Annotated in this window: 9 protein-coding genes; 1 reads left to right on the top strand and 8 read right to left on the bottom strand. The window is 64.1% G+C overall.

The genetic code is table 11. The annotated features are described in order from the left end of the window. Nucleotides 1–242: 242 nt before the first annotated feature. The 3 genes from NYE40_RS02195 to NYE40_RS02185 all read right to left on the bottom strand — a co-directional run bounded on the left by NYE40_RS02195 (nt 243) and on the right by NYE40_RS02185 (nt 3,759). Nucleotides 243–959, bottom strand: coding sequence for an ABC transporter permease (locus NYE40_RS02195; RefSeq protein WP_339279226.1), 717 nt, complete (start codon nt 957–959; stop codon nt 243–245). Next, nucleotides 959–1,918, bottom strand: a complete 960-nt coding sequence (locus NYE40_RS02190; protein ID WP_339279225.1) for an ABC transporter ATP-binding protein — start codon at nt 1,916–1,918, stop codon at nt 959–961. The genes NYE40_RS02195 and NYE40_RS02190 overlap by 1 nt, the downstream gene beginning before the upstream one ends. 80 nt (nt 1,919–1,998) lie before the next feature. Next, on the bottom strand, nt 1,999–3,759 hold the full coding sequence (locus NYE40_RS02185) for a sugar-binding domain-containing protein (RefSeq protein ID WP_339279224.1): 1,761 nt from the start codon (nt 3,757–3,759) through the stop codon (nt 1,999–2,001). A gap of 461 nt (nt 3,760–4,220) precedes the next feature. Between NYE40_RS02185 and NYE40_RS02180 the strand changes: the two genes are divergently transcribed. Further along, nucleotides 4,221–6,698, top strand: a complete 2,478-nt coding sequence (locus NYE40_RS02180) for a family 43 glycosylhydrolase (protein ID WP_028599397.1) — start codon at nt 4,221–4,223, stop codon at nt 6,696–6,698. Between the two features lie 209 nt (nt 6,699–6,907). Here NYE40_RS02180 and NYE40_RS02175 read toward each other — a convergent pair whose 3' ends face one another. The 5 genes from NYE40_RS02175 to NYE40_RS02155 all read right to left on the bottom strand — a co-directional run bounded on the left by NYE40_RS02175 (nt 6,908) and on the right by NYE40_RS02155 (nt 16,559). Continuing rightward, nucleotides 6,908–8,359: a HAMP domain-containing sensor histidine kinase gene (locus tag NYE40_RS02175; RefSeq protein WP_052333355.1), complete on the bottom strand. Its 1,452-nt coding sequence runs from the start codon at nt 8,357–8,359 to the stop codon at nt 6,908–6,910. Beyond that, nucleotides 8,356–9,039, bottom strand: coding sequence for a response regulator transcription factor (locus tag NYE40_RS02170; protein WP_028599396.1), 684 nt, complete (start codon nt 9,037–9,039; stop codon nt 8,356–8,358). Before NYE40_RS02170 ends, NYE40_RS02175 begins: the two co-directional genes overlap by 4 nt. A 148-nt stretch (nt 9,040–9,187) precedes the next feature. Further along, nucleotides 9,188–9,760 (bottom strand): DUF4276 family protein, encoded by a 573-nt coding sequence (locus NYE40_RS02165; protein WP_028599395.1) that lies wholly within the window; start codon nt 9,758–9,760, stop codon nt 9,188–9,190. Next, the gene (locus tag NYE40_RS02160) at nt 9,757–10,941 is read right to left on the bottom strand and encodes an AAA family ATPase (protein WP_028599394.1); all 1,185 of its coding nucleotides are present in this window, start codon (nt 10,939–10,941) and stop codon (nt 9,757–9,759) included. The genes NYE40_RS02165 and NYE40_RS02160 overlap by 4 nt, the downstream gene beginning before the upstream one ends. Nucleotides 10,942–11,087: 146 nt before the next feature. Then, nucleotides 11,088–16,559, bottom strand: coding sequence for an S-layer homology domain-containing protein (locus NYE40_RS02155; RefSeq protein WP_339279223.1), 5,472 nt, complete (start codon nt 16,557–16,559; stop codon nt 11,088–11,090). Between the last annotated feature and the right edge of the window lie 596 nt (nt 16,560–17,155).

Here is a 17,155-nt window from a genome sequence, read left to right as displayed (position 1 = left end):
TCATGACGGCTCACGCCCCTCTCCCGTCCATTCGGCCGACAGCAGTCTCCTCATGACGGCTCACGCCCCTCTCCCGTCCATTCGGCCGACAGCAATCTCCTCATGACGGCACGCCCCTCTCCCGTCCATTCGGCCGACAGCAGTCTTCTCATGCCGACACACGCCCCTCTCGCATCCAGTCGGCCGACAGCGGCCTTCTCCTGCCCCAACGCTGCTTTCTTCCCGACAGCAGCAGCCTCATGTCAGCTCACATCCTTCCGCGTAAAATGCATGCAGCCGACCGCGAGCAGCAGCAAGCCTCCGCCCAGCCCCGCCGCTGCCGCACGCAGCGCGGTCTCCGCCTTCAGCGCGAGCCACGGCCAGTTGTACGGAACCCAGTCCGGCAGCAGCATGCCGAACAGGCTGACGACCATGCCGAGCACCCCGATCGTCATCGGCACCGCCTGGTTGCCGATGGCGAGCGACAGCCCGATCTGCAGCGCGACGAACGGCATCGCCGCCGCATACGGCGCATACGACTGCCGCAGCAGATCGGGCCAAGGCAGCTCCTGCAGGCTGAATCCAAGCACGGCGCCAAACGCCAGCGTAAAGACGGCCAGCAGCGTGCATGACAGCAGCAGGAGCAGCAGCGTGAGCAGCGTCTTGGCCGCGAACACCTGCAGCCGCGTCAGCGGCAGCGCCAGCAGCTGCTTCCAGCCGCCTGCCGCATGCTCGACGCCCGCGGACAGCGAGGCGACGAGCACCAACCCGATGAACAGCGCCGGCAGCATCAGGCCGGTCGTCGCTTGGAGCAGCCCGCCCCACGGATCGTCCGCGTTCTGCTTCATCAAGTAGTCATAGCGAAGCCCATAGTTGACGGCCTGCAGCAGGACGACGCCGAGCGGGCCGATGACCGCCAGCGCCAGGATCCATTTCCGCTTCAGCTTGAGCCATTCGGCCGCTATCGCCCGCGCCAGCATCAGAGGCTCCCCCCTGTGCCCGTCATCTCCAGGAACACGCTCTCCAGCGACGAGCGCTCCTCCTCGACGCGGTAGACGGCATGCCGCTCCCGCACGAGCTCCGCCACGATCGCCGCGATGTCGCGGTCGTCGCCGCCCGGCACGGTCAAGCCGCGCTCGTCGCGCCGCGCCTCCCAGCCTTGCTCGAGCAGCCGCTTCCAGGCGGCCTCCGGCTCGCTGACGGCAAGGCGGATGCGGCCGGCCGTGCGCCGCTTCAGCTGCTCGATGCGATCCTGGTACACCAGGCTGCCGCTCGTGATGATGCCGACGCGGGTCGCCATCTGCTCGACCTCGGACAGCAGGTGGCTCGACAGCAGGATCGTGACTCCGCGCTGCTGCGGCAGGCTTTTGATCAGCTCGCGGATTTCCTGGATGCCGGCCGGATCGAGGCCGTTCGTCGGCTCGTCCAGAACGAGCAGCCGCGGATGCCCGAGCAGGGCGGCGGCGATGCCGAGCCTTTGCTTCATGCCGAGCGAGTAGCCCTTCACGGGGCGGTTCGCATCCTTTTCCAGCCGCACGATGCCGAGCGCCTCCGCGATCCGCTCCTGCGGCGCGTCCAGCAGCCGGCGCACGACCTCCAGATTTTCCCGGCCCGTCAGATGGCCGTAGTACGACGGGTATTCGACGAGCGAGCCCACCTGGCGCAAAATGTCGAGCCGGTTCTTCGCCAAATCCTTGCCGAATACGGTCACGCGGCCGCGCGTCGGCTTGGCGAGGCCGAGCAGCATGCGGATGGTCGTCGTCTTGCCCGCGCCGTTCGGCCCGAGAAAGCCGTAAATGTCTCCTTCGCCGATCCGGAGCTCCACATCCCGCACGACGGTCTTGCCGCCAAGCTTCTTCGTCAGGCCGCTCGTCTCGAGCAGCCAGGGCTGGCGCCCCTCTTGGCCGAGGGGCTGGCCGATGCCATGATTCATGTCCATCACCTCTGACCTCATCGTAACGGACCGAGGTTAAATCCCGGGGAGGAAGCCGGTTAAAATACGGTTAAAACGCGAAGCCGCTACCCGAGATTGATCTCGCGGATCTTCTCCAGCGGCACCTTGGGCCGGCGGTCCTCGGTCAGCAGCCCGTTGACCTCCTGCTGCACGTCGGTGATCTGCGTATAGCAGTAGCCGACGATGTAGTCCGTCGCGCGGATCGCCTCGTGGATGCTGCGGAAGCGCTCGAGGAAGCTTTCCTCGCTGCCCGCCTGGCTGCCGTAGCCCCAGCCCTTCTCGGAGCGGAAGGCGATGCCGCCGAACTCGCTGACGATGACCGGCTGGCCCCGGTACGCATAACCGTCCGCGAAGGCGTATTTCGACTTGTTGAAGCTGATGCCGTTGCCGAGGATATCGTCCTTGGCCGCGTAGCGGCGAAGGAACTCCTCCCCGCGCTCGACGTAGTCGTGCAGCGTCAGGATATCCGATACGGTGTGCTCCCAGCCGTCGTTGGCGACGACCGGACGATGCGGATCGAACGCCTTGGTCAAGTGGTAGATCGCCTCGGTGAACTTCTGCTGGCGCTCGTCCTTGAGGATGTTCGGGACGCCCCACGACTCGTTGAACGGCACCCAGGCGACGATCGACGGGTGGTTGTACTGCTGCCGGACGACCTCCATCCACTCGCGCGTGAACCACTCCACCGCCTGGTCGCTGAACTCGAACGTGGCCGCCATCTCCGACCAGACGAGCACGCCCTTCACGTCGCACCAGTAGAGGAAGCGCGCATCCTCCACCTTCATATGCTTGCGCACGCCGTTGTAGCCCATCTCGAGCAGCTTGCCGATATCCTCGAGGATCGCCTCCTCCGACGGTGGCGTCAGATGGGTGTCCGGCCAGTAGCCCTGATCGAGGACGAGGCGCTGGTAGAGCGGCACGTTGTTGAGCAGCACCTGCCCCTTTTCGATCGAGATCTTGCGCATGCCGAAATAGGAAAGCGTGCGGTCCGCCTCGCGGCCGTCCTCGTACAGGATGAACTCTACGTCGTACAGGCTCGGATGCGCCGGCGACCAATGGCTCTGCATCCACGGGCCGCTCGCCTCGTGGACGAGATCGAGCTCCAGCTGCAGCCGCGGCCGGTCGAGGACGAGGCTCGCCTTTTTGACCGTCTGCCCCCGCAGCGTGACGATCGTCTCCAGCCGCAGCTCGCTTCCCGCACGCAGCCCCGCCACCTCGTACTCGAAGCGGACGGTGCGGGCGTCGAGATCGGGCGTCGTCTTGACCGCAGCCAGATGGGCCGGCTCGACGAACTCCATCCATACCGTCTGCCAGATGCCCGTCGTCTGCACATAGAAGCATTCGAAGCTGTCCTGCACCCAGCGCTGCTTGCCGCGCGGCTGCGTCGCGTCGAGGCTGTCCTCGACCTTGACGGTCAGCGTATTCTCCTCCCCGAAGGCGAGCCAAGGCGTGATGTCGAACTTGAACGCCGCATAGCCGCCTTCATGCTGGCCGACATAATGGCCGTTGACCCACAGCTTCGCCCGGTAATCGACCGCCTGGAAATGCAGCAGCGCGCGCTTGCCCTCCGCCTCGGCGGGGATGTCCACGGCACGGCTGTACCAGACCTGCGCGTGATGCTCCTCCTGGCCGATGCCGCTCGCCTTGGTCTCATAGGTGAACGGCACCTGGATGCCGAGCCGGCCCCCGAACTGCCGCGGCCACCCGAGCCTCTCCCCCTCGTCGGCGTCGTCGAAGCCGAACCGCCATTCGCCGTTCAGATTGATCCAGCCGCTCCGGACCAGCTGCGGCCGGGGGTAGTCCTTGATGTAGCTTTTCGTCGTCATGATCGCTTCTCGCGCTCCTTTGCCGTCCCGATGCGGGACCGAGGAATACAACCGTTATTATGTTTTATTCCATTTTATTTGTTTTCCTTGTGACTATAGCCTCTCTATCTTCTTCATGTCAACGCTTTCCTTCGCCTATATCGGATCGATTCACGATGGGGACAGGCTTTCCGAGAGAGTGCTCGTCGGAAGCCGGCGAGTTCCGATCTTCCTGCCCGCTGCCGAATATTCCCTATAAATAGCGGCTTCAAGGCCCTATCCTCCCGCTATATGGGAACATTCATCATTTATTCCATAAAATCGAAAATAGTTCTTTCGATTTTCCAGCCGATTTGCTATACTCCGGAATTGCAAGCGCTATCAAGCGACTTTGCCGGAGGGGAGGAGATGCCGGGCGACAGGCCCGATGCCCTAGGGAAGGCAAGCTTTTGCTTTTATCCGCTCAAAGGAGATGATCGTTCATGAAATGGAAGCCTCTGCTGCTCGCCGCCGCTGCCTTCGTGCTGCTCCCTTCCGCCGCGGGAGCCTACAGCAACCCCTTCTCGCTGCCCTCCTCCTGGCATTGGGCCAACGGGGATTTCTACGGCGAGGGCGATCCGTACCTCCTGAAGTTCAACGGCGTCTACTACCTCTATGTCAGCACGGTCGACGACCAGACCGGCGTGAAGGTATGGTCGTCGACCAACCTGGTCGACTGGACCTACCGCGGATTGTGCGCGACCGACCCGCTCACGAAGGGCGCCTACGCGCCGGAGGTCGTCTACTGGAACGGCCTGTTCTACATGTACACGTCCCCGGCCGGCCACGGCCACTACGTGCTGTCGAGCCCGAGCCCGCTCGGACCGTTCACCGTGCAGACGAGCAATCTCGGCATGGGCATCGACGGCCACGTCTTCATCGACGACGACGGCCGCTGGTATTTCTACTCGACGGGAGCCGACCGGATCGACGTCCGGCCGATGAGCTCGCCGCTCTCCTTCGGCGCGCCGGTGTCCGCCGGGTTCTCGATGGCCGGCTGGACGGAGGGACCGACGACGTTCAAGCGGGGCGGAACCTACTACATGACCTATACCGGCAACCACGTCTGGAGCACCGCCTACCGCGTCGACTATGCGGCCGGCTCGAGCCCGACGACCGGCTTCGTCCCTGCCGCAGGCCAAAATCCCGTGCTCATCCGCACGGAAGGAAGCAACGTCGGCCTCGGCCACAGCTCCATGGTGAAAGGTCCCGATCTCGACTCCGACTACATGGTGTACCACAGCCATGCCTCGCAGGGCAACGCCACGTATCCCGGCCGCAAGATGAACCTCGACCGCGTCGCCTGGAACGGCGGCCGGATGACCGTGCTCGGCCCGACGGCCGGCGCCCAGCCGAATCCGGCCGGACCGACGTTCGAGGACCGGTTCGCGCGGACGGCGATCGGCTCCGGCTGGACCAACGTCGGCGGCGGAACCTGGGGCATCTACAACCAGGAGCTGATGTGGCAGGACACGATCGGCACCTCCGTCTGGCATCGCCAGGTGACGGCCGCCTCGACCGAGTCCGACTATACGGCCGAATTCCATGCCAAGCAGATGAAGATGGGCACGAGCGCCAATCCGCTGTATGGAGCGGTGTTCTCCTATACGGACGAGAACAGCTACGGCACCGCCGTGCTGAACCGCAAGCTGAACCGGCTCGAGACGAATTTCGTCGTCGGCGGCGTCTCGCAGGGCTGGCAATACTCGGCATTGCCCGCTGGATACGACTATACGAAGTGGCATCAGATCCGCGTGGAGAAGCGCGGCTCGGCCTTTTCCATCTATGTGGACGGCATGAAAAAGCAGACGCGCGCTGTCGGCGGGCTCGGCGGCGGCCGGATCGGCTACTCGACGCTCGACGCCCACGCCGACTTCGGCTACACGGCGTTCAGCAACGACGTCGAGGGCAGCAGCGTCTGGAACGCCTACAAGCCGCTGCCGGGCACGATCGAGGCGGTCCATTACCGCAAGGGCGGGGAGAGCGTCGGCTACCATGACCTGACGGCCGGCAATACCGGCGGCGCCTATCGGAGCGACGGCGTCGACATCCGTTCCTCCGCGGCCGAGGGCAAGGAGGTCGTCGGCTGGAACCAGCCGGGAGAATGGCTCACGTACCGGGTCAACGTCGCCGAGACCGGCCTGTACGACGTGAGCGCCCGCATCGCCACGACATTCCCTTCCGTTGGCTTCCGCATCTGGGATGGCGCGGCCGACCTGACCGGCGTCGTGCAGTCGAGCGGCAGCGGCGACTGGGAGAAGTGGATCAACGTCGCCAAGAAGGGGCTTTACCTGACGGCGGGCTACCATGAGCTGAGGGTCGAGACGGTGCAGGGCGAGTTCGACTTCAGCAGCCTGACGTTCGAGCGGGGGCAGGCTCCGAGCGTATTTACGGACGACTTTGGCGACGGCAACGACAACGGCTGGACGCGCTTCGAGGGCGGCTGGTCGGTCGCAGGCGGGGAGCTGGCTGCGGCGGGAAGCGGCTTTGCCAAGACGGTCGTCGGCTCCTCGCTGTGGTCGGACTACTCCGTCGAGGCGGACATCAAGCTGGTCGGCACGACCGGCGACGCCGGCATCCTGACGCGGGTGAACAACCCGTCGAACGGCACCGTTCTGGCGAACAACCCGGACTATGTGCAAGGGTACTACGCCTTCCTGAAGCCGGACGGAGTCTATCTCGGCAAAATGAACTACGGCTGGCAGCAGCTCGCTTACGCGCCGCTGCCGATCGCCTCGGGAGCCTGGCAGAAGATGAAGGTGTCTGTCAGCGGGCCTGTCATCCGCGTCTACGTCGGCGACATGAACGCGCCGAAGCTGACCTACGCGGACAACAGCCCGTCCCCCTTCCTGCACGGCAAGGCCGGGCTGCGCTCGATGTACAACGAGACTCGCTTCGACAACGTCAAGGTGACGCCGTAGGGGCGAGTTCGCGCCGGTTGCCGGCGAAGGCTCGGAGCAATCCTTCTCCGTAGAAAAAAGCCCGACCGGGATTGCGTCATCCCGGTCGGGCTGTTCAGGTTTTGGAGCGCTTGAGCGTCAGCGTTGCTAGGCGCCTGTCCGCAGGTTCGGCGTGGGGATGCGAAGGCCGTCTCTCTTGCGGACAGAGCCGGGCCGAGGCTCCTCCCGCCTCAGGGCTGATCTGCGCCTCGATCCGCCGAGCCGCCGGCGGCCGAGTCCGCGCCAGCCCGCTCCGCCGGCCGGATCTCCACGACCGTTCCCTCCGGCGAAGACCGGACCGTGCGGCTGAGCCCCTGCTCGCGCAGCATCAGCTCCGCGATCGCCAGCCCGAGGCCGCTGCCCTTGGCCGCGGACGGAGCGTCCATGCCGGGGCCGCGATCCTCGACGCGGAGCGTGCCGCCCGCCTCCGGCGACAGGCGCACGGCGCTCCAGCCCCCGGCGGCGGCGTGGCGCAGCACGTTGAGCAGCAGGTTGTCGAGCACGCGCTCCAGCCAGCGCGGATCGGCGGTCCACCAGAGCGGCTCCTCGGGCAGATCCGACTCCAGCTCGAGGCCGGCCTGCTCGAACGCCGGGTACCAGGCGGCCAGCTGCGTGCGGACGAGCCGGGCGGCGTCGAGCCGCTCGGGACGGTACGGATATTTGCCCGCGGACAGCAGGTTGTAGGAAAAGAGGTTCTCCATCATCTCCGAGAGATAATCGAGCTTGCCCGTCATGAGCGACAGCGACTCGCGGCCGGAAGGTCCGAGCGGCTCCTTGGCCAGCGTATGCGCATGGGCCCGCAGCACGGTGAGCGGCGTGCGCAGGTCATGGGAGAGGCGGGCGATGAGATCCCGCCGCAGCTCCTCCTCCTGCCGCTCGCGGCGGCGGGCGTCCTCGAGCTGGCGCACCATGCCGTTGAAGCTGCCCTCGAGCCTTCCGATCTCGTCGGCGCCCGACAGCTCGACCGGCTCCGGCAGGCCGCCGGCCGACGGGCGCTCCATCGCGGCCTGCAGTCGCACGAGGCGGCGGCGGATGCGCAGGAAGAACAGCATCGACACGAGCAGGAACAGGCCGAGCATGAGCAGCACGCCGCCCGCGTATACGCCGCCGCTCACGCGGTCCATCCGCTGCGAGTAGGGCAGCGTCAAATAGCGCGGCACCTCCATCGCGATGAAGCCCTCCGTGCGCGAGGAGCCGACGAAGCTGACGACCGTGAAGCGGTCGCCGCTCACCGCATCCTTCATATATTCGACCGTATAGGCCGCGGACCAGACGGACGGCAAGTCCTTGCGCGCCGGCATGACGTCCCGCAGCCGGCCCTCCGCATCGACGCGAAAAATATAGGTGCGGGGGTAGCGCTCCTTCCAGGCCGCCATGCGGGCGGCCGCTTCAGCGGGACTTTCCCCGCCCATCGCGGCCGCCTCCGCCTCCCACGCGAGGCGCAGCTTCGTCGTGTCCGAATAGATCGACGGCTCGTCCCGCGGCCATAGCCAGCCGAGCGACGTCATCGTCACGACGCCGACGAGCATGAGCAGCAGCGGCAGCAGGATGATCGCCGACAGCACGATGCCGCCGTAGCGCAGGAGCAGCGACGGCCGGCGGAGTCGGCGGAGCAGGCGGCGGGGCGATGGCAGGCGGCTCACGACGGCCTCGCCCGGTAGCCGATGCCGCGCACCGTCTCGATCAGCGACGGGTTGGCGGGGTCCTTTTCAATGCGCTCGCGCAAGTAGCGGATATGCACCATGACCGTCTTGTCCCCCTCGAGGTAGGGCTCGCCCCATACCGACTCGTAGATCTGCTCCTTCGTCAGGATGCGTCCGGGGTGGCGCAGCAGGAAAAGCAGAATCTGCAGCTGCTTCGGCGTCAGCGCGATCTCCTCCCCGCTCTCTCCGTCGGTGACGGTCAGCTCGCGCGGGCGGACGAGCAGATGCCCGAGACGCACCGGCTGGTCCTCGCCCTTGCCGAAGCGGCGCAGCAGCACCTCGATGCGGGCGGCCAGCTCCTCCGGATGGAACGGCTTCGTCATGTAATCGTCGGCGAAGCGCAGTCCCTGCAGCTTGTCCTCGACAGCCGAGCGGGCGGACAGCATGAGGATCGGCAGGCCGGGGCAGCCTCGCTTGAGCTTCTGTCCGACCGTGAAGCCGTCCAGTCCCGGCAGCATCACGTCGAGGATCGCCATGTCGGCCGTCTCCGCGAGCGCCTCCGCTCCTTCGCCGCTCTGCCGCCACTCCACCTCGTAGCCGCGCTCCCGCAGATCGCGCGACAGCCAGCCGCCGATTTCCGGATCGTCCTCGATGTACAGCAGCCTCGCTTTTCCGTTCATGCGCCGCCTCCTCCGCTTCCCTGTGTTCGAGCCGCTAGCTGATCCTTTCATCATAGTCTTTCCCGAAGGCCGCGCGGTAGTTAAATTTCGTTTAAAAGGACCAACAAAAAAACCACGGCTGCTTTCGCTTTCACCATGGTTTCGAGGATCAAGAGGATTGAATCGGATGGTCTGCTTTTTTAAGTAGAGAATGAATGCCGCTTATAAAAACTTGAAAGCTGCGGGATTTGTTGTCGTCCACGCTTAAGAACGGCGAAATCGCCCTTGATCCAGCAAGCTTGCGATAAGGAACCAATTTCCCTAATTCTTGGGCAGGATTGGCTAATCGATCAGGATCGCGATACTTAGCCTTTTCTTGAAGCTCGGATAAGCCTTCTTGTGAAAATGCTTTTTCGACAGCCTGAAGATCGCCCAGAAACCACGATTCCAGCTCATGGCAGACGATACGAACCAATGTATCTGGCCTGCCTCCCTTTTCGCATAGCGATTTCAAGCGGTTCTTTATTTCCATGCAATCCCCCGTGTCCTTGTCGCGCAAAATGACAAAGTACGTATGCGGCGTACGAAAGGCTTTCAGCTTGATCGGAATCGACTTTTCCAAATCCGATTTCCCCTCATGCTTGATCGTCATGAATGCTACCTGAGGAGGGATCACTTTAGGGAGAAGCTCATCGAGCGCAGCTTTCATTGAAATCTCTTCTAAGAGGAAGATAAGCATCATTGGAGAGGACCCGCTCCTTGAAAAAAGCCTTGCTTCCAGAGATATCCCGGAAGATCGCCTTCTCGAACCAAATTACGAAGAATTTCCACATCGCCAGCCCGACTGACGTGACTGAATCCCTCTTGCTTGGTCAGCCAGAAAAGCTCATTCAGAGCAATGCCGTTCACAAAATCTGGAGAGTGTGTCGAAATAAATACCTGTCCTCCCTCTTCGGTATAGGAGCGGAACTCTTCGGCAAGTTCATATAACAAGTCTGGATGCAGCTGATTTTCCGGCTCTTCAATACAAAGCAGCGGATGGGGCTTCGGATCATTCAAAAGCACTAAATAAGCAAACATTTTAATCGTGCCATCCGACACATAACGCGCAATGAAAGGATCCTTGAAGGAACCATCCTGAAATTTCAGCACGATCCGGCCATCTTCCGTCTCCGTAGATTCAACCGAACTTACTCCAGGCACTCTTTCTTCCATTTTGCGTAAAATCGCATTGAATTTTTCACGGTGATGCTCGTAGAGGAATTTGGCCACGAGCGGAAGGTTCTCCCCTGTCGTCGAAAGATGCTCCGCGTACCCGGCATCCTGGCTGGAACGTGCCGCATAGATGTGAAAATCAGAAACATGCCAGCCTTCAATCAGCCTTCGAAATGCAGCCACCTGCTTGAATTTTTGAAACTGGCCTAACCCCTTTATCGCTAAAATATCTGGGGAGTCTAGTTTTTGCTCTTCTCTTTTTTCCTCCACGCCTGATTGTCCATACTCATCTTCATTGATAATTGCCGTTCCTGAGCCTCTAGAGAAATCCAGGAAATGCCATGGCCTTCCATGCTTGCCTCGACGATACTTTAAAAGTTCTTTGCTGACAATGGGAAGCCCACGTTCGTCCAGATCAATGTGAAGCTCATAAGTAACAAGAGGCTCTTCCGGGTCAGGCCTGAATTTGATTTCAAATTCAATCGGTCCCTTTTCGCCTCGCGAAATGACTTCCTTGAACCCGCCTCGTTTGGTAAGCGCCGCACGGACATTGTCCACCAGAGAATCATGTAAAAATCCAAAAGCATCAAACAAAGTCGATTTCCCCGACCCATTTGCTCCCAGGAAAACAACCATATTAGGCAAATCCGTTAATTTCAAATCTTTGAACACTTTATAGTTTTTTAATCTTAAGCCTTCGATATGCATCGCTTCACCCTCAATAATGGAATTGATGTCCTTTATCTGTTTCTAGTATATACGTCGATCGGATGACATACTCCTGCCTCCTTCATGCTAGAGACAGAAATACGGCCTCCCCTGTTTAAAGGGAGGCCGCAACGGAATATCACCTTTTAGCCGCGGTTCGCCCGCAGGTCGATCAGCCCGATCAGCGCCGCGGCCGCTTGGGCGCGCGTCACCGGCTGGGCCGGAGCGAACTGGCCGCCGCCGATGCCGTTCATGAGGCCGGCGTCTTGCACGGCCGCCACGTACGGCTTCGCCCAGGCCGGAATCTTCGCCGCATCGGCGAAGTCCGGCTTGGCGCCGGCCGGCGTCTGCAGCCCGGCGGCGCGGGCCAGGACGGCGGCGAGCTCGGCGCGCGTCAACGCGCGCTGCGGCCCGAACGTGCCGTCCGCGTAGCCGCCGATGATGCCGGCCGCTGCCGCTTGGGCGGCATAGCCGCGGGCATACGCCGGAATTTTCGCCGCATCGGCGAAGCTGTCCGCGCGGCCGCCGTCCGGCCAGCCGAGGGCGCGGCCGAGCATCGTCGCCAGCTCGGCGCGGCTCACGCCGGCGTCCGGGCGGAAGCGGCCGTCCGCGTCGCCCGTCACGATGCCGAGCGCTGCCGCGCGGCCGATCGCGCCGACCGCCCAGTGGCCCGGCTCGACGTCGCTGAACTTCGGCGCAGGACTTGCGCTTGGAGCCGGGCTGGCGCTCGGCGTCGGCGACGGAGCCGCGCTCGGCGAAGGACTCGCCGTCGGGCTCGCGCTTGGCGTCGGCGTCGCGATCGGTCCCGGCCCGGTGCCCGTACCCGGCGTCGGCTCGGCGCTCGGCGTCGGTGTCGGGCTTGTCGTCGGCTTCGGCGTCGGCGTTGCGCCGCCCTTCGCCGCGAAGCTCCAGATGTCGGAGCGCGCATAGCCGCTATGCTCGTCGCGGGCGACGGCATACCATTGATGCAGCCCGTCCGCCAGACCGGTCCATACCGCGCGCGCGACAGCGCCGCTCGCGGCCTTTTGCACGGAGCCGATCGGCGTCTGCGTGTACACGCTCGCGGTCATCGAGTCGGTCGCGACCCGCTTGACCATCGGGGCCAGGTTCAGTTCGAGGCTGAACTCGTCCTTGCCAGGATGCACGTCGGCATCGTAGTAGTTGTAGTCGTCGAGATACGGCGAGTACGTCTTGATGTCCACGCGGTTCGCCGCGAGGTTGAACTGCATCAGCCGGATGTAGCCGAGGCCGCCCATCTCCGCGCCCTGGTAGTCCGCGAGCATCTGGTACACCTTGCGGTCCGGCACGCCGTCGCCGTTGTCGTCGATCTCGTCGATCTTCGTCTCGGCGTCATGGTAGTGGCCCGACAGCACGGCGAACACGTTTTTGTTCTTCGTCACGACATGCTCGTAGATCTCGTCGGCGATCGGAGCGCGGTTGCCGGAGACGAGCAGGTACTCGTGGAAGGCGAGAATCGCCTTGCGTTCCGGATATTGCTTCAGCACGCCGTCGATCCACTGGATCTGCTCCTCGCCGATGCCCCAGCCCATGTAGACGATGATGAAGTCCTGGCCGCCGGCGGAGATCAGGTCGTAGTGGCCGCGGTTGTTCTCGTAGGAGCCGCCGTAGTACGGCTTGTCCTTGAAGCGGTCCTCGCCGTAATGCTTCCCGTACTCCGTATAGTCGCCGGTCTGGTGGCCGACGTCATGGTTGCCCGCCAGCACGCCGTACGGCATGCCCGCGTCGTCGAACGGCTTCATCGCCCGCTGGGCGTTGTCCCACTGCTCGGGCTTGTACGACTTGTCCACGATGTCGCCGGTATGGATGACATACTGGATGTCCATCGCATCGCGGTTGTCCAGCACCCACTTCGTATTGCCCTCATAGATGAAAGGCCAGCTCTCGGAATAATACTGCGTATCCGACATCCAGACGAAGGAGAAGTCATAGCCCCGCCCCGAGGCGGCGGTGGCGGCAGCTCCGCCCTCCTGCCCGTCGCCGCCTGCGGCTGCCGGAGCGGCAGCGATCTCGTCCTGCACGAGCGCGTGCACGACTCCGTCCACGGCGTAGGCGCCTGCCTCCACCGAGGCGCTCAGCTCGAACGGCCCCTCGTCCGCCGGCACGTTCTGCGCCAGCCGCTCCCACTTGGCTGCGGACGCGCTCCAGGCGTACAGCGTCACCTTGCGGCCCGCGAGCGAGCTTCCCTTCCACTCCAGACGGACCTCGTCCTGCGGCTTCACCGCCGCGTCCAGCTTGATCTCGAAGCGGTGGTACGGGAAAGCGTCCGTGGCGTCGTTCACCAGCTTGTCCCCGTCTGCCGACGCGATGCGGGCGTATTCGGCCGCCGTCAGCTCGCGCTCGCCTTCCGGCCGCAGCACCGGCGGCGGCTCGACGGCCGCCTGGCCGGCGTACGCCCGGAACGATTCCTTCCGCTCCGCGCTATGCTTGAAGCCCTCGTAGAAGCCGACGCTCAGCTCGTCGCCCGTCGGGTCGGCGACCCGCACGGCCAGCTCCGCCGAGGAGCCGGAGACGTCCGCGCCTTGCAGCGGAGCGACGAGCTCCGGCGCCAGCGGGTTCTCGTCCGGCACGAGGAAGCGGACCGTCCGCTCCGTCCGGTTGCCGGCGTTGTCCTCGGCCGCGATGATGAGGACATGCTCGCCGCCGCCCAGCGCGGAGCTGGTCGCCGCATAAGGCAGCTTCACCGGCTTGCCGTCCAGCGTCGCCGCGACCGAAGCGGCCTTCACGCCGGAGAGCGCATCCGTAATCGCCGCGTCGATCGCGAAGGCGCCGCGGTACGTCCGGCCTTCCTCCACGGTCGGCGCGATGACCGGAGCCGCGTTGTCCACGACGACGCTGCGGGCGAGCGACAAGCCCCCCGGACCCGTCAGGACGATCTCATGCTTGCCGTCCGCCTCCGCCGTCGTATCCCAGGCGTACGTGCGGGAGCGCAGCTGCTCGGCGAGCAGCGGGAACTTGAACTCGATCCCTTCGATCTTGCCTTTGTCGCCCATCTCCAGCACCTTGCTCCGGTCCGCATAAGCCGGATCGTAGATGATCGTGCCGTCCGCCAGGATGAGGCGCACGTTGCGCATCTGGAAGTCGTCCTTGTTTTCCTCCGTGCGGTCGTCGAACGGACCGGACTTGGATCCGACCCGGATCCAGATGCCGTTGTCGCCGGCCTTCAGCCGCTCTTGGCCGATCGGATAGAGCAGCGTGCGCCACGACGGGATCGGATCCATGAATGTATACAGAATCTCTTTGCCGATCGTCACCGCGTTCTTGAAATAGTAGTCGACGCCGCTGACGTCGAACGCCAGATAGGCGTCCTGCTCGAGCGAGGCGTACACGCCCTCCGTCACCGTCTTGCCGTCCAGCGCCAGCTGCAGCTCGCCCGGCGCATGCTGCTCCGCCGTGCCCTTGAGCGTCTGCACGCCCCGGACGAACTGGCCTTCGGCCACGTTCAGGCGCAGCGGCGACTTGTCGCGGCCATCCTTCACCGGCACGCGCACGGCCGGCAGCTCCGTCCGGTTCTGGCCGTCAGAGGCGACCGCCTTGTACTCGACGTAGCTTTTGCCGATCAGATCGGCCGCCGGGATGAGGTAGTGATAGTACGTGTCGTTGTAGTCCTGCGTCAGGTAAAAGCTCGCCCAATCGCTCTTGTCGGTGCGGTACTGGAGCCGGACGGACTTGATGCCGCTCTCGTCCTCCGCCTCGAGCCGGATGTCGAGGTCCTTGGACGCGTCCGCCTCGGCGACGCCGGTGCGGTCGAGCAGCGCCGGCGCAGCCGCGTCGTCGGCCGCATGGACCGGACGGGCGGGCAGCTGCCACGGCTCTACGCTGCCGGGGGTCGACTTGGCCGCGGCCGGGCCGAGATTCAGCATGTCCTTGCCGCCGAGCGTCGGGTAGCGGTATTGGATGCCCTTGTCCGCCTTGACGTCCGCCGCCTCATAGGAAGCGGATGCGATGTCGACATGCGCGTTCGTGCCGATGACGAGCGCACGCGGCGAGCCGTTGGCCATGCCGGCGCTGTGCACGCGGAACAGGTTCTGCCCTTCGACGAGCGAGCTGCCGAAGTTCGCGTTGAACTGGGCGGCCGTCGCCGAGCCGTTGGCCGCATTGATGACCCACAGCACGATGGCGCTCTGCGCCGGAATCGTGACCTGCTCCGGATCGCTCGCCCAGACGACGTCGGCTTCCGGCCCTTTTTCCGGATAGCGGTAGTAGAGCTTGTAATCGCCAAAATCGAGCTCGCGATCCGTATTGTTGTAGATCTCGATGAACTCGTAGCCGTCGGAGCCGCCGATGTTCGCCGTATCCGGCGTCACCTCGGTGACGAGCAGCGGCGGCACGCGGTCGGGATCGGCCTGCGGCAGCTCGACCTGGACCGCGGCGGCAGGAGTCGTGCCCTTGACCCCGCCGTTGTCCGCCTGGATGTAGTAGTACAGCGTCTCCTCGGCGACGGCCGCCGCCGGGATGCTGCCTGCAAACGCGGTGCCGCCGCCGTCCGCAGGGCGCAGCGCCGCGCTCTTGTACACGGACTGGTTGACCGTGCGGTAATAGACGGCCGCTGTCGCCGTCTGGAGCGGCTGGCCGTCGCCGTCCGCCACCTGCGCGACGATCGGCAGCGCTTGTCCGCCCTTGGCGGACGCAGCCGGCTCATGCGCGAGGACCGGCTGGCCCGGCACGACGGGCGGCGGCGGCGCGATCAGCTGGCCCGCCTCGACCGAGCCCGGCGTCGGCACGGCCAGCACGGCGTATTTGCCCTGCTCGGCCGTTCGGGAGGCTTGGTAGTGGACGCCGAGAGTCGGGTTAGCCTTCACCTCAGTCCCCTGATAAGCCGCGATGGCCTTGTCTTCGCCGTTCGTCTTCAGGACAACAGCCCTGTTCCCTCCGTTGGCAAAGCCCGAAAAGCCGCCAGTCGGCTGCTTTGGAATAGATACGACCTGGCTTGGAGCGAGTTCGGTCCGGTAATAGGCATTGAACAGGGAAAGATCCAAGGAGCTGACGTTGTACCAGAAAACCTTCGTCTCGCCAGGGGCAAGCACCGTGCCGGCGGGGAGGGCAAACTTCAGATCCGGCGAGCTGCTGGTTGTATAGCGGTAATACAGCGCGTCCGTCACGTCCTGCGGCACCGTGCCGAGGTTATGCAACTCGAAGAACTCGTATACATCCGTTCCGGTCGTCACATCATCAGGCACGATCTCCGTCACGATGACCGGCGACAGCGAGCCGCCGTTCGGAGCCGGCGCTGCCGCCGCTTGCGGCAGCGGGCCTGCGACGGGCAGCAGGCCCGCGATCAAGCTCGCGGCGAGTCCGCCGGCGAGCCATTTGCGCCACGGCATGCGCCGCAGGCGGCGCTGCAGACCGCGCAGGCTGAGCGTCCTGTGCGGCTCAGCCTGCACGGAACGCTGTCCGTCCTGCCGGCGGCGGCCGTCGCGCATGAAGCTCTGCCCGTCCTGATGACGGCGGCCGTCCCGCATGGAGCAAGCGGCGACTGCCGCCGCCTTTTCGCCAGAAGCCTCGCCGATTCGGGAGCCGGTACCTCCGGCGGAAGCCTCCCTATTCCCTGTCATCCATCCCTGCGCCTGGAGCCCTTGGCGCCGCTCTTCCTTCGGCACGTTCCTGTTCCTCCTCTTGTCGCAGCAGGCTTGTCCATCCCGCCCGTCCGCGATCCGATGTCTCTCCATCTCGAACCCAATCTTTACTAGGCTAAAGAACTTTTGTTAGCCGGGCGTCAGAAGCAGATGGAGAAACGGTAAAAGGACGCCGCCCGTTTTTTTCGGGCTGTGGCGTCGGATTCTGGCCTCCCGGTTCCTGCAGTCCGATTTTTTCGGGTTACGGCGTCGGATTTCGGCCTCCCGGCTCCTGCAGCCCGATTTTTTCGGGTTTTGGCGTCGGATTTCGGCCTCCCGGCCCCTGCAGCCCGTTTTTTTCGGGTTACGGCGTCGGATTCTGGCCTCCCGGCTCCTGCAGCCCGTTTTTTTCGGGTTACGGCGTCGGATTCTGGCCTCCCGGCTCCTGCAGCCCGTTTTTTTCGGGTTACGGCCTCGGATTTCGGCCTCCCGGCTCCTGCAGCCCGTTTTTTTCGGGCTACCGCGTTGGAACTCCCTCCGCAACCGGGACTTTTGGAGTAATTAGATCCACTCCGCACGACCTCGGCCTGTCCCGCGCGTCCAATGGACATCCATTCCCGCATCCAGAAAGGAAGATCAGA

Source organism: Paenibacillus sp. FSL W8-1187, from assembly GCF_037965485.1.
Classification (GTDB): Bacteria; Bacillota; Bacilli; order Paenibacillales; family Paenibacillaceae; genus Paenibacillus_O; species Paenibacillus_O pasadenensis.
This window is presented reverse-complemented; position numbering and strand designations above follow the sequence as displayed.

Coding starts and splice junctions, on each gene's coding strand:
- NYE40_RS02195 (WP_339279226.1), bottom strand. CDS start 959: ATGCTGGCGCGGGCGATAGCGGCCGAATGGCTCAAGCTGAAGCGGAAA.
- NYE40_RS02190 (WP_339279225.1), bottom strand. CDS start 1,918: ATGGACATGAATCATGGCATCGGCCAGCCCCTCGGCCAAGAGGGGCGC.
- NYE40_RS02185 (WP_339279224.1), bottom strand. CDS start 3,759: ATGACGACGAAAAGCTACATCAAGGACTACCCCCGGCCGCAGCTGGTC.
- NYE40_RS02180 (WP_028599397.1), top strand. CDS start 4,221: ATGAAATGGAAGCCTCTGCTGCTCGCCGCCGCTGCCTTCGTGCTGCTC.
- NYE40_RS02170 (WP_028599396.1), bottom strand. CDS start 9,039: ATGAACGGAAAAGCGAGGCTGCTGTACATCGAGGACGATCCGGAAATC.
- NYE40_RS02165 (WP_028599395.1), bottom strand. CDS start 9,760: ATGATGCTTATCTTCCTCTTAGAAGAGATTTCAATGAAAGCTGCGCTC.
- NYE40_RS02160 (WP_028599394.1), bottom strand. CDS start 10,941: ATGCATATCGAAGGCTTAAGATTAAAAAACTATAAAGTGTTCAAAGAT.